Consider the following 18,750-nt stretch of genomic DNA (forward strand, 5'->3'; position numbering starts at 1 on the left):
GATCGTACCGAGCGTCACCCGATAAGAGCGCCGCCGATCACCTGGCGGCAATGCGCGCCATTCAAGGCTGTCCGCGCGACGAATAACCGAGCCAAGTGACGCCTCGCGCCGCAGGTCCCTACCTTGAGCCGGTGAGCGTGGACAGGAGCGACGGAAGGATGCCAATGCTCGTAGCACGGTCGCGGACCTGTTGCTCCGAGAGGTCGAACCGGGCGGCGATGGCCGCGACCGGCAGCCCGTAGAACACCAGGGTGCGCAGGTCGTCGTTCGTCATGGCATCGGCATCGTCGGCACGCGGTACAGAGTCAGTCATGGTCGCCTCCCTGACCGTGGGTTTGAGCGGCCCACCCTACGCAGACCACGCGCGATACCTCCTGGCGGGGTCAGGCCGCTGACTGGACCGCCCGCTTTGCGCCCGATCACCACGCGCTCGGTCGCGGGTCCCACTCCGCGTCCAGGTCCAGCAGCTCGTGCATCCTGGGGGACGCACGGCCGATGACTCGGGGCAAGATCCGCGAGTACATCACCCTGTAGCAAAACAGTCAGCGTCAGGTGCCTGAGCGGCCCACCGACGCTGACTGCTTCACTTCCCCTGATCAGGAGGACATTGCACCCTCGAAGCACACCTGTTCAAAGGTGTGCTCGACGGCGGCCCTGATCACTCCGCGCACCTGAATCTCGGTACCACCGTGCGGTCGCACCTCGCGTCGATACTGCGCTCCCCGGATAGTGAAACGTTCCGCCTCGAACTCCCACACCCAACGGCCGGCCATCGCCAGCGGCTCGTAAGCGAGGCTGCCGTCAGGGTGGTAGGCGGCCGTGGCGCTGTAGACAAACTGGCGGTCGGGCAGGCGGGTCCAGACGGTGCCAGTTCCCGCAGGCCGGGGGCACTCCACCGGGCCGACCGCACCCCGGGCACGGATCGCCTCGTCGGACCGTCCTTCGGCACGCAGCATTGCGATCTCCGCAGCGTGATCGTCATCCCACTGCCAGGCCACCTGTTGGGCCACGTTGCGATCGGCGAACAGGTGGGTACGCCCGCGCAGCGTGAGTGCGTAGACGTTGCGTCCGGACGCCTCGGCTGCGGGGAGAGCCGGGCTGGAGTCTGTCCAACCTTCGTCCATAAGGGCCTGGTACTGGCCGCGCAAGTCGTTTCCGAGCTCGGCCAGGCCGGTTTCTCTGAGGAAGCCCGGCAGAGGTGCGCTCGGGTTCATGGCCCACTCGATCGCGGCGATGACCTCGCCGTCCAGGGCGTCGAGCAGATGGCCGTAGCGATCGACGGTCGTGGTGATCGACTCATGCCCAAGGCGGGCCTGGATGGCGGGCAGCGGCACCTTCGCGGCGATGAGCCAAGAGGCGTGGGAATGGCGGATGTCGTGAATGCGCGGCTGCTTGAAAAGGCCGTAGAGCTCGGCAGCCTTCTCGATGGCAGGCACCCAGCGGAGGCGGCGGAAGGTCCCAGGGTCCCACCTGCCGCCCTCTGGGCCCGTGAAGAGCAACTCGTTCTGCTTCTTACCGCGCGCCCGCAGCTTCAGCTTCTGCCAGTACCGCTCTGTGATGACGATGGTGCGCCGGCTCCGCCGTGTCTTGGGGGCGCCCAGGATCGGCTTACCGTCCCCGTCGTGCTTCCAAGCACGGGAGATCCGGATGGCGGGCCGGCCGTTGCGCCGGATCAGGTCCTTGGGCCACAGGGCAGTGAGCTCGCCCCAACGCGCTCCGGTCTCGGCGAAGCCCTCCGCAAGATCCTTGGCGTCCTCGGCTATGCACTCGAAGATCCAGCCGAACTCCTCCCGTTCGAGGAAGGTCGTATCGTCCTCGGTCTGGTCTGCGTCCGGACGCGGAAGGCTGGAGTTCGCGCAAGGGTTCGTCTCCCGCAGCGAGGGCTCTGCATCGACTGCTGCTTGCAGGATCGAGTGCAACAGGCCGTGCTGGTTGCGGACGGTCTTGGACTTGAACTTCGTCCGCGGCTTCCGGTCCTTCGGGTCGTGGGGCGCGAGAGCTCCGGACGAGAGGTCGTTAACCCAGTCCTGCACCATGCCGCTGGTGATGGAGCCTTCGCCTTCGCGGACGGTGAGGTGCTTGAACCAGGGCGACATGTTGTCGGTGACCAGCTTCTTGTACTTCGCCTTGGTGTCGTCCTGGGCGGCCGCGCGCTTGTCGATGACCTTGAAGGCGAACGCCTCGAACATCTCGTCCTGCGGGCGAACGTCCGCAACGAACCCCTGGCCCTTGATCCACCCGGGAGGCCACTGCTCGCCGTACCCCTTGACCAGATCCTTGAACCGGATCGCCGCGTCCTCGGCGTCGAAGAACTCCCACTGCCGCTCCCCGTCGCGGGAACCGCCGGCATACCACCGCACGACGTAGCTGACTTCTCCGCCCTTGCGGGACCGGGGCTCGATGAATGCCATACCGGCGACCGTAAGCGATCACCGATACCCACCCTCAGCGAGAAGAGCCCTCGCCGGTCGCTACAACCGCAGGTCAGGTGGTTCTCATATACGTAGCGAGATGAACCGATCACAGTTCGACTGAGGCGGGCAACACAGCCGAAGCCGTAGGGAGCAACCGAGCACCCGTATCCTCCGCAGCTCGCCGACACGCCGAACCGCATGAGGGGCGGGTGGCCTTCTTCCGCACCGTGACGGGCGTAGTCCTGCCGCACGGATGGGCCCGCGCCACACCCGTTGCCCCATCCGTAACCACTCGGTAACCACTAAGAACGAAAGGAGACCCCCACCTCCCCACGTTTCCGCAGGTCAGAGAGGGTCTCCTGTTGTGGAGCCTAGGGGAGTCGAACCCCTGACATCCGCCATGCAAAGACGGCGCTCTACCAACTGAGCTAAGGCCCCTCAGCGGGACCTGTCGGAACCGCCGCGCACTAGGGTACCGGTTCCCGGAGACAATCCTGACCTCGATTGTTCCGGGTCCGGCCCCGGCCCGGAACCGGCCGGGCCGTCAGCGGACCGGACCGTCAGCGGGCGCCGACCGGGACCGCGTCCGTCGCCTCGGTCCACAGGTCCTGCTCGGCGCGGTCCGCCTGGACCTGGCGGTACACGAAGTACCCACCAAGAGCAGCCAGGACTACCAGGAGAAGCTTCTTCACCGCGCGACCTCGTCCTTCTGTGCCGGTACTGGAACGGCGGCAGCCGGGAGGGGCTGCCGTCCTTCCGGCCGATGATACACACCTGGTAGGCGGGGCAGGACGGGCTGCACTCGGGGCCCCACCGCACCGGGTTGACGTGGTATCAGCTGTTCCGCGGGGCCGGGCGGTCCTCCGGCAGCCGGACGACCGCCCTGCCGCCGTCCAGGTCCACCCGGGTGCGCGGCGGGGCGCCGTCGCCCTGGTCGTCCCGCAGCATCAGCGAGCTCTTCCGCTCGTCCAGCTCGCGCTGCTTGCCGGCCGCGAAGGTGGCGTGCAGCTGCTCGAAGCCGGTGGCGGAGATCTGCCCCTCCCGCCCCGTCCCGCGCCAGGGGATCCACCGGGCCCGCCCGGCCCGCAGCGCCAACTGGTCGACCAGCGCGAGCAGCGCCAGCAGGCAGACCAGACCGGGGATCGTCATCGCGAACAGGGCGGGCATCGCATCCTCCGACAGTGAGCTGACGGGTGAAAGCAGCGGAGGCGGACACCGTTTCCGATGTCCGCCTCCGAGTGCGGTGGACCTAGGAGGACTTGAACCTCCGGCCTCTTCCTTATCAGGGAAGCGCTCTAACCGTCTGAGCTATAGGTCCGCGCTGCGTTGCGTTGAAAGATTAGCGCACCTATGCCGATCTGCCCAAATCCGTTCGCAGCCCCCGTAGCGGCGGGCTGCGAACGGTCCGCGGAGGGGCTACTCCTCCTCCGCGAGGGTCAGCTCGACACCGCCGGTGATGCCGGCGGCGGTGTTGTAGATGAAGGAGCCCAGCGTCGCCAGGGCCGTCATCAGCACCACGTCGATCACCGCGACCAGGGCGGTGAAGGTGAGCACATTGCCGAAGGACAGGTACGACTGGAGGTCGAACCCGCCGGTGGTGTCGGACCCGGTGGCCTGCTTCAGGGTGCCGCCGATCGAGCTGAACACGCCGGCGGTGTCCAGCACCATCCACAGCAGCGAGACGCCCACCACCGTGACGATGCCCATCGCGATGGACAGCAGGAAGCTGACCTTCATCACCGACCAGGGGTCGGTGCGGGAGACCCGCAGCCGCGCCCTGCGGGTCCGGCCGGACGGCGGCGCCGCGGGCCCGGCGGCGGGCCCTCCGGAACGCCTGGTGGCCGCGGGCGCGGCAGCGGCGGCGGGGGACGCCACGGCCGGCGGCACCCGGGTACCGGCCGCGGGCGTCGCCTGGCCCTTCTGGTACGTCGTCGGCGTCGAGTAGCCGGACCGCTCCGGGGCCGCCGGAGCCACGGCCGGGGTCGCGGTGGCCTGCTGGCCCTGCGCCCCGCCCTGGCGGCGGCGCGGGTTGCCGCCGCCACCGCCACCTCCGCTGCCGCCGCCCACGGCGGGCGCGCGCGGCGGCGTGCCCCCCGTGACCGTCGGCATCATCGACGTCGTCCCGGCAGCGTTCGGGCCGGCCTGTCCAAATCCCGGAGTGCGGTCGGCAGGATTGCCTGCCGCACCGCCCGGGGGCGCACCCGGTCCCTGCCGCCCCGCGGCGGCGCCGCCGGCACCACCTGCCGCGCCGTTGGCTCCACTCACCCTGGTCCTCCCGCAATTCCCCGCCGGCACCGGTCGGTGCTGGTCCGTGTCCTTGTGTCAGTCGACTCGCAGCCGGTGCGGCGACTAGTCGGACGAAGCGTCCGCCTCTTCGCCGTCCCCGTTGTCGACTGCCCCGGACCCTGCGCCGGCACCATCGGACTCCGCTGCCGCGGTGTCCTCGGTGCCGTCCTCGCCGTTCTCGTCCAGGTCGTCCTCACCGGCTCCCTCGGCGTTGCGGGCGATGCCGACGACGGCGTCCCGCTTACCCAGGTTGATCAGTTGGACGCCCATGGTGTCACGACTGGTTTCACGAACTTCGGCAACCCGGGTGCGAATCACTCCGCCGCCCAGGGTGATTGCCAGGATTTCGTCCGTTTCCTCCACAACCAGCGCTCCGACCAGGGTGCCCCGGTCCTCGACGATCTTGGCTGCCTTGATCCCCAGCCCACCACGTCCCTGAACACGGTACTCGTCCACCTTGGTCCGTTTGGCGTAACCGCCGTCGGTCGCGGTGAACACATAGGTACCGGGACGGATGACGTTCAGCGAGAGCAGTTCGTCGCCCTCACGGAAACTCATACCCTTCACACCCGAGGTGGCCCGGCTCATCGGCCGCAGCGCCTCGTCGGTCGGGGTGAACCGGATCGCCTGGGCCTTCTTGCTGACCAGCAGCAGGTCGTCCTCGGCGGACACCAGCACCGCGCCGATCAGCTCGTCGTCGCGGCCCTCCTCGTCGGTGCGCAGGTTGATCGCGATCAGACCGCCGGAGCGCGGCGAGTCGTAGTCCTTCAGCGGAGTCTTCTTCACCAGGCCCTCGCGGGTGGCCAGGATCAGGTACGGGGCGGCCTCGTAGGTGCGCACCGCCATCACCTGGGCGATGTGCTCGCCCGGCTGGAACGCCAGCAGGTTGGCCACGTGCTGGCCGCGGGCGTCGCGGCCGGCGTCCGGCAGCTCGTAGCCCTTGGCCCGGTAGACCCGGCCCTTGTTGGTGAAGAACAGGATCCAGTTGTGCGTGGTGGTCACGAAGAAGTGGTCGACGATGTCGTCCTGCTTCAGCTGGGCGCCGCGCACGCCCTTGCCGCCGCGCTTCTGCGAGCGGTAGAGGTCGCTGCGGGTGCGCTTGACGTACCCGCCGCGGGTGATGGTGACGACGATGTCCTCTTCGGCGATGAGGTCCTCGACCGACATGTCCCCCTCGTAGGGGATCAGCGTGGAGCGGCGGTCGTCCCCGTACTTCTCCACGATGACCGCCAGCTCCTCGGCGATGATCGCGCGCTGCCGGTCCGGGGAGGCCAGGATCGCGTTGTACTCGTTGATCTTGGCCATCAGCTCGTCGTACTCGGCCGTGATCTTCTGGTGCTCCAGCGCGGCCAGCCGGCGCAGCTGCATCTCCAGGATCGCGTTGGCCTGGATCTCGTCGATCGACAGCAGCGCCATCAGGCCCCGGCGGGACTCCTCGACCGTCTGCGAGCGCCGGATGGTGGCGATGACCTCGTCGATCGCGTCCAGCGCCTTGAGCAGCCCGCGCAGGATGTGGGCCCGCTCCTCGGCCTTGCGCAGCCGGAAGGTGGTGCGCCGGACGATGACCTCGACCTGGTGGTTGACCCAGTGCCGGATGAAGGCGTCGATCGCCAGCGTCCGCGGCACCCCGTCGACCAGGGCCAGCATGTTGGCGCCGAAGTTGGTCTGCAGGTCGGTGTGCTTGTAGAGGTTGTTCAGCACCACCTTGGCGACCGCGTCGCGCTTGAGCACGATCACCAGGCGCTGCCCGGTCCGGGACGAGGACTCGTCGCGGACGTCGGCGATGCCGCCGACCCGGCCGTCCTTCACCAGGTCGGCGATCTTCAGCGCCAGGTTGTCCGGGTTGACCTGGTAGGGCAGCTCGGTGATCACCAGGCACTGGCGGCCCTGGATCTCCTCGACCTCGACCACCGCGCGCATGGTGATCGAGCCGCGACCGGTGCGGTAGGCGTCCTCGATGCCGCGGCGGCCGACGATCAGCGCGCCGGTGGGGAAGTCCGGGCCCTTGATCCGCTCGATCAGCGCCTCCAGCAGTTCCTCGCTGGAGGCGGTCGGGTTGTTCAGGTACCACAGCGCGCCGGAGGCGACCTCGCGCAGGTTGTGCGGCGGGATGTTGGTGGCCATGCCGACCGCGATCCCGGTGGCGCCGTTGACCAGCAGGTTGGGGAACCGGGCCGGCAGGACGTCCGGCTCCTGCGAGCGGCCGTCGTAGTTGGCGGAGAAGTCGACGGTCTCCTCGTCGATGTCCCGCATCATCTCCATGGCCAGCGGCATCATCTTGCACTCGGTGTAGCGCATGGCCGCCGCCGGGTCGTTGCCCGGAGAACCGAAGTTGCCGTTGCCGTCCACCAGCGGCATCCGCAGCGACCAGGGCTGCGCCAGGCGCACCACGGTGTCGTAGATCGACGTGTCGCCGTGCGGGTGGTAGTTGCCCATGACGTCGCCGACGACGCGGGCGCACTTGTAGTAGCCCTTCTCCGGGCGGTAGCCGCCGTCGTACATCGCGTAGAGCACCCGGCGGTGGACCGGCTTGAGGCCGTCCCGGACCTCGGGCAGGGCGCGGCTCACGATGACGCTCATGGCGTAGTCGAGGTAGGAGCGCTGCATCTCGCTCTCGAGCTCGACCTGCTCGATCCGCAGGTTGCCCTCGACCGGGGCGGTCTGCCCCTCGGCTGCGTCGCCCTCGGGGCCCTCGGGCGTGGTGGGGTTGTCGTCGTCGACCACTGCTGGTCAGTTTCCTCTCGTGCGTGCTGCCAGGGACCGTCTGACGTGCTCGTACTGCCGAGCGGCCGTCACACGTCCAGGAAGCGGACGTCCTTGGCGTTGCGCTGGATGAAGGAGCGGCGGGCCTCGACGTCCTCGCCCATCAGGATGGAGAACAGGTCGTCCGCGCGGGCCGCGTCCTCCAGGGTGACCTGGCCGAGCAGCCGGTGGTCCCGGTCCATGGTGGTGACCCGGAGCTCCTCGGCGTTCATCTCGCCGAGGCCCTTGAAGCGCTGGATCGCGTCGTCCTTGGGCAGCTTGCGGCCGGCCGCGCGGCCGGCGGCGATCACCGCGTCGCGCTCGGGGTCCGAGTAGACGTACTGGACGTCGTCCTTGCCCCACTTGATCTTGTACAGCGGCGGCCGGGCCAGGAAGACGTAGCCGCCCTCGATCAGCGGCCGCATGAACCGGAACAGCAGGGTGAGCAGCAGGGTGTTGATGTGGTGGCCGTCGACGTCGGCGTCGGCCATCAGCACGATCTTGTGATAGCGCAGCTTGGAGACGTCGAAGTCGTCGTGGACGCCGGTGCCGAAGGCCGAGATCAGCGCCTGCACCTCGGTGTTCTGCAGGACCTTGTCGATCCTGGCCTTCTCCACGTTGAGGATCTTGCCGCGGATCGGCAGGATCGCCTGCACCCGCGGGTCGCGGCCCTGCTTGGCGGAGCCGCCGGCCGAGTCGCCCTCGACGATGAAGATCTCGCACTCGGAGGGGTCCTTGGACTGGCAGTCCGAGAGCTTGCCGGGCAGCGAGGCGGTCTCCAGCAGACCCTTGCGACGGGTCAGGTCGCGCACCTTGCGGGCGGCGACGCGGGCCGTGGCCGCGGTGATGGACTTGCGGATGATGTCCGCGGCCTCCACCGGGTTGCGGTCCAGCCAGTCGTTGAGGTGCTCGTGGACCACCTTCTGCACGAAGGTCTTGGCCTCGGTGTTGCCCAGCTTGGTCTTGGTCTGGCCCTCGAACTGCGGCTCGCCCAGCTTGACGCTGATGATCGCGGTCAGGCCCTCGCGGATGTCCTCGCCGGTGAGGTTCTCGTCCTTCTCCCGGAGCAGCTTCTTGTCGCGCGCGTAGCGGTTGATCAGACCGGTCAGCGCGGCCCGGAAGCCCTCCTCGTGGGTACCGCCCTCATGGGTGTGGATGGTGTTGGCGAAGGAGTACACGCCCTCGCTGTACGCCGTGTTCCACTGCATCGCGATCTCGGCCGAGATGGTGCGGCCCTTGTCCTCCGCCTCGAAGGCGATGACGGTGGGGTGGATCACGTCTCCCTTGCGGGAGTTGAGGTAGGTGACGAAGTCGGAGATGCCGCCCTCGTAGTGGTACGTCACGGTGAACGGCTTGCCGTCGTCGTCGACGTGGTCCGGACGCTCGTCGGTCAGCGAGATGGTGAGGCCCTTGTTGAGGAAGGCCATCTCCTGGAAGCGCCGCGACAGGGTGTCGAAGGAGTACTCGGTGGTCTCGAAGATGTCGCCGTCGGCCCAGAAGGTGACCGTGGTGCCGGTCTCGTCGGTCTCCTCGTGGCGCTCCAGCTCGGCCGTGGGGGCACCCAGCTTGTAGTCCTGGGTCCAGCGGTAGCCGTCGGTCCGGATCTCCACCGCGAGGCGCTGCGACAGCGCGTTCACCACGGACACGCCGACGCCGTGCAGACCGCCGGAGACGGAGTAGCCGCCGCCGCCGAACTTGCCGCCCGCGTGCAGCACGGTCAGCACCACCTCGACGGCCGGCTTCCCCTGGCCGGGGACGATGCCCACCGGGATGCCGCGGCCGTTGTCGGTGACCCGGACCGCACCGTCGGAGAGGATGGTCACCCCGATGGTGTCGGCGTGCCCGGCGAGGGCCTCGTCCACCGCGTTGTCCACGACCTCGTAGACCAGGTGGTGCAGGCCGCGCTCGCCGGTGGAGCCGATGTACATGCCGGGGCGCTTGCGGACCGCGTCCAGACCCTCCAGCACGGTGATCGCGCTGGCGTCGTAGGACGAGTTGTTCTCCGAGAGCGAGCCGGAGGATGGTGCGAGGGCTTCCAACACCTCCGCGACCTCTTCGGTCACGGGCGCTGCGGCAGCGGCGGCCTCGGCGGACAGGTTTTCGGGGGTCTGGCTGGGGTCGCCGGAATCGGCCACGAAGCGCCCTTTCTGGCACAGCTCGGGCCGTCTCCGTACCCCGTGGGTGGGACCGGAGCGGCCTCGGCACTCGACTCAGTCACTGCTACGTCACCGCAAGCGGCGAATTCTTCCTCCAGTGTACCGGTGCGACCGACACTCATGGGCCTTTGGCGGCCCCTGGCTTCCCCCGTGCCGCACGAAATCCGGGCGGATTGTCTCCACCACACGCCCGGGGGGCGAGATGCGCTCACATGGGCACTCAGCCGGTCCGGCCGGTCACCCGCCGGTCACCCCCAGGTGTCACCCGGACCCTTGCTCCCCGGGGCCCTCAGCCGACCGTAGGAACGCGTGGGTCCCGCGGGCCCCTGGACTTTGATCAGCTTCACCGTGCCGTGGCCCAGCTCCTCGTTCAGCTTGCGCACCAACTGGGGTGCCAGCAACCGGATCTGGGTGGCCCAGGCGGTGGAGCTGCAGCGCACCGACAGCACCCGGTCGTCCTCGGAGTAGTGCTCCGGCTCGCAGTGCGCCGCCAGGTCCCGTCCGACGATCTGCGGCCAGCGGCCCATCACCCCGCCCACCGCCGCCGGGGCCTCCCAGCCGCGCTCGGCCACCAGCCGGCTGATCGCGGCGCCCAGCGGCTGCGGGTCGCGGCCGTCCGCACGCGCGCCGGAGCGCAGGCCGGTGCGCCGGGCCTCCTTCTTCTGCCGCACATGGTCGCCGCGCAGCCGCGCCTGCTCCTTGGCGTTGCGCAGCGCCACCCGGGCCAGATCCACGCCGGACAGCTGCGGCTCGCCCGCCCCACTGCCTTCTCCGGTCGAATCGCTCACAGCGGACTCACTCTCCCCAGCTTGGGGAAGCAAGCCTACGAGGCCCCACGGACATCAGCAGACATCAGGGGATCCGGTTGACCTCACCGCTCGCCACCGAGTAGCGGCTCCCCGCCAACGCCTGCGGCACGTCCTCCGGCACCGCCGCGGTGACCAGCACCTGCTCACCGCCGGCCACCAGCTCCGCCAACCGCTCCCGGCGCCGGGTGTCCAACTCGGCGAAGACGTCGTCCAGGATCAATACGGGTTCGCCGCCGTCGGCCCGGAGCAGCTCGTACGAGGCCAGCCGCAGCGCCAGCGCGTACGACCAGGACTCACCGTGGCTGGCGTAGCCCTTCGCGGGCAGTTCGCCCAGCTGCAGCCCCAGCTCGTCGCGGTGCGGGCCGACCAGGGTCACCCCGCGCTCCAGCTCCTGCTTGCGGGCCACTCCCAGTGCCCCCAGCATCGCCGCGTACAGGGGGTCCCGGCCGCCGCCCAGCGGCACGCCCTCCCCCATCGAGCTGCGGTACTCCAGCCGGGTCGGACCGCCGCCCGGCGCCAGCTCCTCGTAGGCGCCGCGGACCAGCGGCTGCAGCGCGATGACCAGGTCCAGCCGCTGCGCCAGCAGCTCGGCGCCGGCCCTGGCCAGGTGCTCGTCCCAGACGTCCAGGGTGGACAGCTGCGCCTTGGCGCCCGCCCGGCGCGCCATCGCGGCGCTCTTCAGCAGCGCGTTGCGCTGCTTCAGCACCCGCTCGTAGTCCTGGCGCACGCCCGCGAGCCGGGGCGCGCGGGCGACCAGCAACTCGTCCAGGAAGCGCCTGCGCTCCCCCGGGTCGCCCTTCACCAGGCTCAGGTCCTCGGGGGCGAACAGCACGGTCCGCAGCAGGCCGAGGACGTCCCGGGGGCGGACGTTGTCGGAGCGGTTGATCCTGGCCCGGTTGGCCCGGCCCGGGTTCAGCTCCAGCTCGACCAGGGTCGGCCGCTGCTCGCGGACCACGCTGGCCCGGATCACCGCCCGTTCGGCGCCCAGCCGCACCAGCGGGGCGTCACCGGCGACCCGGTGGCTGGCCAGGGTGGCGACATAGCCGACCGCCTCCACCAGATTGGTCTTCCCCTGGCCGTTGGGCCCGGTGAACGCGGTGACGCCCGGATCGAGGGGAACCTCGACCCGGGCGTAGGAACGGAAGTCGGCCAACGACAGATGCGCGACGTGCATGCTCTGGACTCGTCAGCCTTCTTCTCGTCAACTCTGCCGGCAGTGAAGGGTGTTACTTGTTCTCGACCGCGTGGCCGCCGAACTGGTTGCGCAGTGCGGCGATCATCTTCATCTGCGGGGAGTCGTCCTGGCGCGAGGCGAAGCGGGCGAACAGGCTGGCAGTTCGGCGCCGTGCTTCTCGTCGTCGGTCCAGCGGGAGTTGCCGCCGTCCACGACGATGTCGCCGGGCTCCAGCAGCTCGCCCAGTTCGTCCACGGTGTCCTGGGTCGGGCCGCCCGGGCGCAGGGACCCATACGCGTGAGCCGGCTCTGACCTCAGCCCGACAACCGCACCGGCATACTCCAGCTCTCTCAGCCGGACAACCGCACCGGCATGATGAGGTACTTGTACGCCTCGTCCGCCTCGGCGTCCGGCGCGTGCTTCCCGCTGAGCAGGGCCGGCTTGGTCGAGGTGGTGAAGCTCAGCTGGGCCACGGCGGCGTCGATGGCCGCCAGGCCGTCCAGCAGGTAGGCCGGGTTGAAGGCGATCGAGATGTCGTCGCCCTCCAGGTCCGCCTCGACCCGCTCGGTGGCCTGGGCGTCGTCGCCGGAGCCGGCCTCCAGGGTGAGCACGCCCTGCTCGAAGCTGAGGCGCACCGGGGTGTTCCGCTCGGCGACCAGCGAGACGCGCTTGACCGCCTCCACGAACGCCGGGGTGGGCACGGTGGCCACCGAGTTGAACTCGGTCGGGAACAGCGCCCGGAACTTGGGGAACTCGCCCTCCAGCAGCCGGGTGGTGGTGCGCCGGCCGGCCCCCTCGAAGCCGATCAGCCCCTCGCCCTTGCCGCTGCTCGCCAGGGCGATGCTGACGACGTCACCGGCGCTCAGCGACTTGGCGGTGTCCAGCAGCGTCTTGGCGGGCACCAGGGCGACCGCGGAGAGGCCCTCCTGCTCCGGCTTCCACATCAGGTCGCGGACGGCGAAGCGGTAGCGGTCGGTGGCGGCCAGGGTGACCCGGTCGCCCTCGATCTCCACCCGGACACCGGTCAGCACCGGCAGGGTGTCGTCGCGGCCGGCCGCGGTGGCCACCTGGGCGACCGCGGCGGCGAAGGCGTCGCCGGGCACGGTGCCGGAGACGGTGGGCATCTGCGGCAGCGCGGGGTACTCGTCCACAGGCAGGGTGGGGAGTGTGAATCGCGAGCTGCCGCAGACCACGATCACCCGCACGCCGTCGGTGGAGATCTCCACAGGCCTGTTGGGAAGTGAGCGCGAGATGTCGGCCAGCAGCCGGCCGGACACCAGGACCGTGCCCGGCTCCTCGACGTCGGCCTCGGTCTCGACCCGCGCCGAGACCTCGTAGTCGAAGCCGGACAGGCTCAGCTTGCCCTCGTCGGCCGCCAGCAGCAGCCCGGCGAGCACAGGCACCGGAGGCCGTGCCGGGAGGCTGCGCGCGGCCCAGGCCACGGCCTCCGCGAGGACGTCACGCTCGACCCGGAACTTCACCGGTAACCGCCTCCTGTGTGCTGCTGTTCATCGCTTCTTCGTCATGTGTTGCGGGTGGCTCTCGGTTTGAGCCCGTCCCCAGGGTGGGGACCATCCCTGTGGGTGCGGAGTCCGGTGCGAGTGGCCCCGGCCGCTCCCTGTTGCTGGAGACAGTCTGACGCACTCCACCGACAGCGGAGGCAGATGGGGGGAAGACGGCTCGAACCCGTGTCGGGTCGCCGTCATCCACAGATCAAGCGCCCACCTGCTTTTCGATCATCCCCGAGCTCTATACGTGGGGTAGTAGTAGTAGGCCTTGTGGAAACCGTGGATAACCCTGTTCCACCCAGCTCAGACCCGCTTTTCTGTCCACATTGGACCTGTGGGGAACCGGTGGAAAAACTACCCGGGCTGTGGACGTAGCACCCTTCCCCCACAGGGCAGTTGAGTTGTCCCCAGGTTTTCCCCAGCTGCGTCCCCAGGATTGTGCCTGGTTCTCCCCAGCCCCACTGACAACATCGTGTGTCGTCTTTCACTCGGAGAAGTGAAATGTGGATTGATGTTGCCGAACTGTGGACATTGCTGTGGAGAACCCGGCGAAAACTGGGGACAACCGGCCTAGTCCTGGGGACGGCGGGTGGATAACCCTGGCGCCGTGTTGACGGCCCTTCAGTTGTCCACACCCTGTGGACGGTCTCTTCCCACAAGTCCACAGGCAGGTGAGCTGCACGGACAGCTCCATGATGGCCCAGCCTGTGGAGGGATTCTGGATAACTCCGCTCTCCCCAGGGTGTGGACGGGGAAAACCCCTCCGTCCTGTGGACCCGCGCCGCCCCGACTGTTCCTGTTCGAACCAGCAGCACGTCCGTGCGGGCCCCGCCGGAGGCACTGGAGGCACCGGGGACGGCAGAAGGGCCCCGGAGGCGTGCTCCGGGGCCCTTCTGCGACGTGCTGGGGGTCTGTCGACGCGGTGTCAGCTCTTGATGCGGTTGGTCAGCTCGGTGACCTGGTTGTAGATGGAGCGCCGCTCGGCCATCATCGTGCGGATCTTCCGGTCGGCGTGCATCACCGTGGTGTGGTCCCGGCCGCCGAACTGCGCCCCGATCTTGGGCAGGGACAGGTCGGTGAGCTCCCGGCACAGGTACATGGCGATCTGCCGGGCGGTGACCAGGACCCGGCTCCGGGAGGAACCGCAGAGGTCGTCCACGCTCAGGCCGAAGTAGGCGGCGGTCTGCTGCATGATGACCTGCGCGGTGATCTCCGGGCCGGCCTCCTCGCCGCCGGGGACCAGGTCCTTGAGCACGATCTCGGCCAACTGCAGGTCCACCGGCGCCCGGTTGAGGCTGGCGAAGGCCGTCACCCGGATCAGCGCGCCCTCCAACTCCCGGATGTTGCGCGAGATCCGGGAGGCGATGAACTCCAGGACCTCCGGCGGGGCGTTGAGTTGCTCCTGGATCGCCTTCTTGCGGAGGATCGCGATCCGGGTCTCCAGCTCGGGCGGCTGGACGTCGGTGGTGAGCCCCCACTCGAAGCGGTTGCGGAGCCGGTCCTCCAGGGTGACCAGCTGCTTGGGCGGCCGGTCCGAGGAGATCACGATCTGCTTGTTGGCGTTGTGCAGGGTGTTGAAGGTGTGGAAGAACTCCTCCTGGGTCGACTCCTTGCTCTGCAGGAACTGGATGTCGTCGACCAGCAGGATGTCCATGTCGCGGTAGCGCTGCCGGAACCCGTCGCCCTTGTCGTCCCGGATCGAGTTGATGAACTCGTTGGTGAACTCCTCCGAGCTCACGTAGCGCACCCGGGTACCCGGGTAGAGGCTCCGGGCGTAGTGCCCGATGGCGTGCAGCAGATGGGTCTTGCCCAGGCCCGACTCCCCGTAGATGAACAGCGGGTTGTAGGCCTTCGCGGGGGCCTCGGCCACGGCGACCGCGGCCGCGTGGGCGAAGCGGTTGCTGGAACCGATGACGAAGGTCTCGAAGAGGTACTTGGGGTTGAGCCGTGCCGCCGGCTCGTCCTTGCGCGGGAGCGCTGGGGCGCCGCTGGAGCCGCCGCCGGGACGGTTCCTGGGGTGCTCCGGCGGGGTCGGCTCGGGGCGCAGCGAGGGCAGGTGGTCGCCGCCGCCGTCCTCGCGGCCCTGCTCGCCCTGGCGGTGGTCGCCCTGTCGGGGGTCCAGCTGGTGCGGGTCGGCGTGGCGGGGCGAGCCGTGCCGGGGGTCGCGTCCGTCGCGCTCGTCCCGGCTGTCGCGTCCGTCCCGTCCGCCCTGGGCCTCGCCCTGGTGGCCGGGCAGCGGGCGGAAGGGCTCCTCGGCGGCGCGGTGCTGCTCCCAGGGGCGCTGCTGCGGCGGCTGGAGGGCGGCCGGCGGCCACTCGTCCTCGGGGTCGTGCGGTGCCCGGCCGGGGAAGGCGCCCGGGTAGCCGCCGCCGGGACCGCCGGCCGGGACGCCGTAGTAGCCGCCGCGCTCCTGGTAGGGAGGGGCGGGCCGGTCGCCGCGGCGGTCGTAGCCGTAGTCGGCGCCGAAGTCGCGCTGCTGCGGGTAGGAGGAGTACTCGTCGGGCTGCGGGTTCTGCTGCTCGGGCTCGCGCGGCGGCGGGGCCTGCGGCGCAGGGGCCAGCGGGGCGGCGTTGGCGTCCACGATCACGGCGATCCGCATCGGGCGCCCGTACTCGCGGCTCAGCTGCTCGGTGATGGCCGGCAGCAGCCTGCCCTCAAGCACCCCCTTGGCGTAGTCATTGGGGGTGGCCAGCAGCGCGGTGTCCTGCATCAGGCCCATCGGCTGGGTGCTCCGCAGCCACTGGGCGTCCATCGTTTTGACGTCCTGGTCGTTGCCCAGTCGCTCGACGACCCGCGCCCACACGGTCGCAAGGTCGCTGCTGTTATCAGCCACTGGTGCACGCTTTCTCGTTCCACCGGGGCAGGTGGTGGGGGCCGGGGTGGGGAGGACGGGCAGACGGAGTTTGCCAACGGTAGTCAGCGTGGGGCCCGCATTCAAGTTCTTGTCCACAGGCTGTGTACAGCAGTGTCGCAGACCGGGGGCGGGCAGCCGAATGTCCGGGCGCCCGACGGGCTTCGTCATCAGGGTGGTGGCGGGTGGCGGGTGGGCACGTGCGACGCCGTCTCCGGAACGGGCTGGTTTGACCCGTGGACCGGCTTCCGCGTACCGTAACGAGGTCGAGTTGTCGATGGCCGCTGCCGCATGCCCGCGGAATATCCGCACACCACGGCGCGCAGCTACGGGCGTCGTGGATCACCGTACATAACGGTTATGGGGATCGCGCGGACGCACGGTGACGGCTACCGACGCCCCGCCACCCTTCGATTCATCCTGGAGTCCCCCCGTGAGCAAGCGCACTTTCCAGCCGAACAACCGTCGTCGTGCGAAGACCCATGGCTTCCGCCTGCGGATGCGCACCCGTGCCGGCCGTGCGATCCTCGCGGCTCGCCGCGAAAAGGGCCGCGCTCGCCTGTCCGCCTGATCCACCAGGTCATGTCGTGCTGCCTTCCGAACATCGGTTGAGGCGGCGCCAGGACTTCGCGACCGCGGTGCGGCGGGGCCGTCGCGCCGGACGACCGCTCCTGGTCGTGCATCTCAGCGAGAGCAGGGATGTCACGACCGGAGCGCCGTACGGCGAGGGCGATCCCGTGGCCACCACGGACTTGTCGTCAACGGACCCGCACAGCGCCGGGGAGAGACCCTCTCCGGCGCGTGCGGGTTTTGTCGTCAGCAAGGCCGTGGGACCGGCTGTGGTCCGCAACCGCGTGAAGCGTCGCCTGCGTCACCTGATGGCCGCGCGTATCACCGGGCTGCCCGCAGGTAGCCTGATAGTGGTACGCGCGCTGCCCCCTGCCGGGACGGCGGAATTCGCGGACCTGGAACGTGATCTGGATTCCGCACTGCGGAAACTGTCGGCCCCCCGGGGCGGGCGGCCCCGTGGGACCGGTACCGCACCTCCTGATGCATCCTCGCCGATGGGAGCAGGGCAGTGACGTACCTGCTGGTGGCGGTTGTCTGCCTGGCCGGGCTGCTGTTCGGCCGGTACCTCCTGCTGGCCCTGATCAGGCTCTATCAGTGGACGATCAGCCCGCTGCTGGGGCCGGTCTGCCGCTACCACCCCTCGTGCTCGCGCTACGGGTTCGAGGCGATCAGGGTCCACGGCGCCGTCAAGGGCACGGCCCTGACCGCCTGGCGCATCCTGCGGTGCAATCCGTGGAGTGCCGGCGGCGTCGACCATGTTCCAGCGCGCAAGCACCCTGTCTGGCATCGGCGGATGCTCAACGTTCTGTCCCGAGACCTCCCCGTCTCCCCTAAGACCGACGACTTGGGACCCCACACCTCTAGCCGGGCCGATGTGCCGGCTCCCTCGACCAACGCCCAAGGAGCATGACCGTGGGGTTTCTCGACCCGATCCTCGGCCCGCTGTACACAGCCGTCTCGTGGATCATCGTCCAGTTCCATTCGCTGTACAGCCAGGTCTTCAACCCTGACGGCGGCTGGGCCTGGGGTCTGGCGATCGTCTCGCTGGTGATCCTGGTCCGCGCCTGCATGATCCCGCTGACGATCAAGCAGACCAAGTCGATGCGGGCGATGCAGGCGCTGCAGCCCCGGCTGAAGGTCATCCAGGACCGCTACAAGGGCGACCGGCAGAAGCTCGCCGAAGAGCAGATGAAGCTGTACAAGGAGGCGGGCGCCAACCCGGCCTCCAGCTGCCTTCCGCTGCTGATCCAGTCGCCGTTCTTCATGTCGCTGTACGGCGTGCTGAGCAACGTCGCCCACGGCAAGACCGTCGGTGTGATCAACCAGACGCTGCTGAACAGCGCCACCAAGGCGCACATCTTCGGCGCTCCGCTGTCGGCCTCGTTCGTGCACTCCACGCTCACCAGCGTCAAGATCGTCACCGCGGTCATGATCCTGACGATGTGCTTCACGCAGTTCCTGACCACGCGCCAGCTCATGACGAAGAACGTCGACCTCACGGTCAAGACGCCGTACATGCAGCAGCAGAAGATGATGATGTACGTCTTCCCGGTCATCTACATCTTCTTCGGCATCAACATGCCGGTCGGTGTGCTGATCTACATGGTCACCTCCAACCTGTGGACCCTGGGCCAGCAGCTGGTGATCATCCGGCAGAACCCGACCCCCGGCTCGGTGGCCTTCAAGCAGCGCCAGGACCGGCTGAAGGCCGCGGGCAAGCTGAACGCCGACGGCACCCCGGTCAAGGCCGGTCTGGCCTCGCTGGTGAAGGGCGGCAGCGCCCCCGAGGAGGCAGCTCCGGAGGACACCGGGCCGGTGCGCCGCCAGCAGCCCAAGCGGCAGACCAAGGCCCAGCGCCAGAGCGGCGGCTCGGCCGGTGCGGCGGGCTCCGCCGGGACGGCTCCGGCGGACGCCGTGGTCGAGGCGGCCGAGAACACGGCGAAGAGCGGTACGGCGAAGAGCAGCAGCACGCCGCGGAACGGCACCCCGAAGGGTGCGGGCACGGCCGCCGGCAAGGCCGCTGCGCCCAAGCAGACGCCGAACCAGACCCGCGGGCGGGCCAAGACCGGTGGCGGTGGCAGCGCCGCGGGCGGTGGCACCGGCAGCGGTGCCGGGTCCGCACAGAGCGGCGGCCAGAAGCGCACCAACCAGCCCGGCAAGCGCAACCCGCAGCCGGCCGGTCGGCCGAAGAAGAAGTCCTAGTCCCGGGCACGTCCTGGCGACGACTTCCGCACCGATTT

At 69.3% G+C, this 18,750-nt stretch carries 16 protein-coding genes, 2 tRNA genes and 1 pseudogene; 4 read left to right on the forward strand and 15 right to left on the reverse strand.

Annotated elements, in window-relative coordinates:
* Nucleotides 1-118 precede the first annotated feature (118 nt).
* The 15 genes and pseudogenes from IF29_RS0115645 to dnaA form a co-directional block, all read right to left on the reverse strand.
* Nucleotides 119-313, reverse strand: a complete 195-nt coding sequence (locus tag IF29_RS0115645) for a hypothetical protein (protein ID WP_030254655.1) — start codon at nt 311-313, stop codon at nt 119-121.
* A 283-nt stretch (nt 314-596) separates the two neighbouring features.
* Nucleotides 597-2,411, reverse strand: a complete 1,815-nt coding sequence (locus IF29_RS42015; protein WP_051725367.1) for a tyrosine-type recombinase/integrase — start codon at nt 2,409-2,411, stop codon at nt 597-599.
* A 368-nt stretch (nt 2,412-2,779) separates the two neighbouring features.
* Nucleotides 2,780-2,852, reverse strand: a tRNA-Ala gene (locus tag IF29_RS0115655).
* A 122-nt stretch (nt 2,853-2,974) separates the two neighbouring features.
* Nucleotides 2,975-3,106, reverse strand: coding sequence for a DLW-39 family protein (locus IF29_RS47645; RefSeq protein WP_221201912.1), 132 nt, complete (start codon nt 3,104-3,106; stop codon nt 2,975-2,977).
* Nucleotides 3,107-3,248: 142 nt separating this feature from the next.
* A complete protein-coding gene (locus tag IF29_RS0115665) occupies nt 3,249-3,581 on the reverse strand; it encodes a DUF6191 domain-containing protein (protein ID WP_030254659.1) in 333 nt (110 codons plus the stop codon).
* 77 nt (nt 3,582-3,658) lie between these two features.
* Nucleotides 3,659-3,732, reverse strand: a tRNA-Ile gene (locus IF29_RS0115670).
* Between the two features lie 98 nt (nt 3,733-3,830).
* Nucleotides 3,831-4,523 (reverse strand): DUF3566 domain-containing protein, encoded by a 693-nt coding sequence (locus IF29_RS44920; RefSeq protein ID WP_232242164.1) that lies wholly within the window; start codon nt 4,521-4,523, stop codon nt 3,831-3,833.
* 240 nt (nt 4,524-4,763) lie between these two features.
* Complete coding sequence (gene gyrA / locus IF29_RS0115685; RefSeq protein WP_051725368.1) at nt 4,764-7,424, reverse strand: DNA gyrase subunit A; 2,661 nt, start codon at nt 7,422-7,424, stop codon at nt 4,764-4,766.
* Nucleotides 7,425-7,492: 68 nt separating this feature from the next.
* On the reverse strand, nt 7,493-9,577 hold the full coding sequence (gene gyrB, locus IF29_RS0115690; RefSeq protein ID WP_269665005.1) for a DNA topoisomerase (ATP-hydrolyzing) subunit B: 2,085 nt from the start codon (nt 9,575-9,577) through the stop codon (nt 7,493-7,495).
* A gap of 269 nt (nt 9,578-9,846) precedes the next feature.
* Nucleotides 9,847-10,386, reverse strand: a complete 540-nt coding sequence (locus tag IF29_RS0115695; RefSeq protein ID WP_030254669.1) for a DciA family protein — start codon at nt 10,384-10,386, stop codon at nt 9,847-9,849.
* Between the two features lie 64 nt (nt 10,387-10,450).
* On the reverse strand, nt 10,451-11,581 hold the full coding sequence (gene recF, locus IF29_RS0115700; RefSeq protein WP_030254671.1) for a DNA replication/repair protein RecF: 1,131 nt from the start codon (nt 11,579-11,581) through the stop codon (nt 10,451-10,453).
* Between the two features lie 52 nt (nt 11,582-11,633).
* A pseudogene (locus IF29_RS48990) lies at nt 11,634-11,744 on the reverse strand (6-phosphogluconate dehydrogenase); the annotation flags it as partial.
* Nucleotides 11,690-11,836, reverse strand: coding sequence for a hypothetical protein (locus IF29_RS48995; RefSeq protein WP_408640812.1), 147 nt, complete (start codon nt 11,834-11,836; stop codon nt 11,690-11,692). The gene IF29_RS48995 and the pseudogene IF29_RS48990, both read right to left, overlap by 55 nt.
* A gap of 95 nt (nt 11,837-11,931) precedes the next feature.
* On the reverse strand, nt 11,932-13,062 hold the full coding sequence (gene dnaN / locus IF29_RS0115710) for a DNA polymerase III subunit beta (RefSeq protein ID WP_030254675.1): 1,131 nt from the start codon (nt 13,060-13,062) through the stop codon (nt 11,932-11,934).
* 952 nt (nt 13,063-14,014) lie between these two features.
* Complete coding sequence (gene dnaA / locus IF29_RS0115715) at nt 14,015-15,922, reverse strand: chromosomal replication initiator protein DnaA (protein WP_030254678.1); 1,908 nt, start codon at nt 15,920-15,922, stop codon at nt 14,015-14,017.
* 451 nt (nt 15,923-16,373) lie between these two features.
* Here dnaA and rpmH point away from each other — a divergent pair, with 451 nt between their 5' ends.
* From rpmH to yidC, 4 genes are read left to right on the forward strand one after another with little or no spacing between them, the layout of a single operon-like run.
* Complete coding sequence (rpmH, locus tag IF29_RS44930) at nt 16,374-16,511, forward strand: 50S ribosomal protein L34 (protein ID WP_034089364.1); 138 nt, start codon at nt 16,374-16,376, stop codon at nt 16,509-16,511.
* 16 nt (nt 16,512-16,527) lie between these two features.
* Nucleotides 16,528-17,022, forward strand: coding sequence for a ribonuclease P protein component (gene rnpA / locus IF29_RS44935; RefSeq protein WP_084714303.1), 495 nt, complete (start codon nt 16,528-16,530; stop codon nt 17,020-17,022).
* Between the two features lie 38 nt (nt 17,023-17,060).
* Nucleotides 17,061-17,420 carry a membrane protein insertion efficiency factor YidD gene (gene yidD, locus IF29_RS0115720; protein ID WP_030254680.1) on the forward strand — a complete coding sequence of 120 codons (360 nt, stop codon included), beginning with the start codon at nt 17,061-17,063 and terminating at the stop codon, nt 17,418-17,420.
* Complete coding sequence (gene yidC, locus IF29_RS0115725; RefSeq protein WP_030254682.1) at nt 17,417-18,712, forward strand: membrane protein insertase YidC; 1,296 nt, start codon at nt 17,417-17,419, stop codon at nt 18,710-18,712. Before yidD ends, yidC begins: the two co-directional genes overlap by 4 nt.
* Nucleotides 18,713-18,750: the final 38 nt, after the last annotated feature.

Origin of the sequence: Streptacidiphilus jeojiense (assembly GCF_000719095.1) — a bacterium.
GTDB classification, from domain to species: Bacteria; Actinomycetota; Actinomycetes; order Streptomycetales; family Streptomycetaceae; genus Streptacidiphilus; species Streptacidiphilus jeojiensis.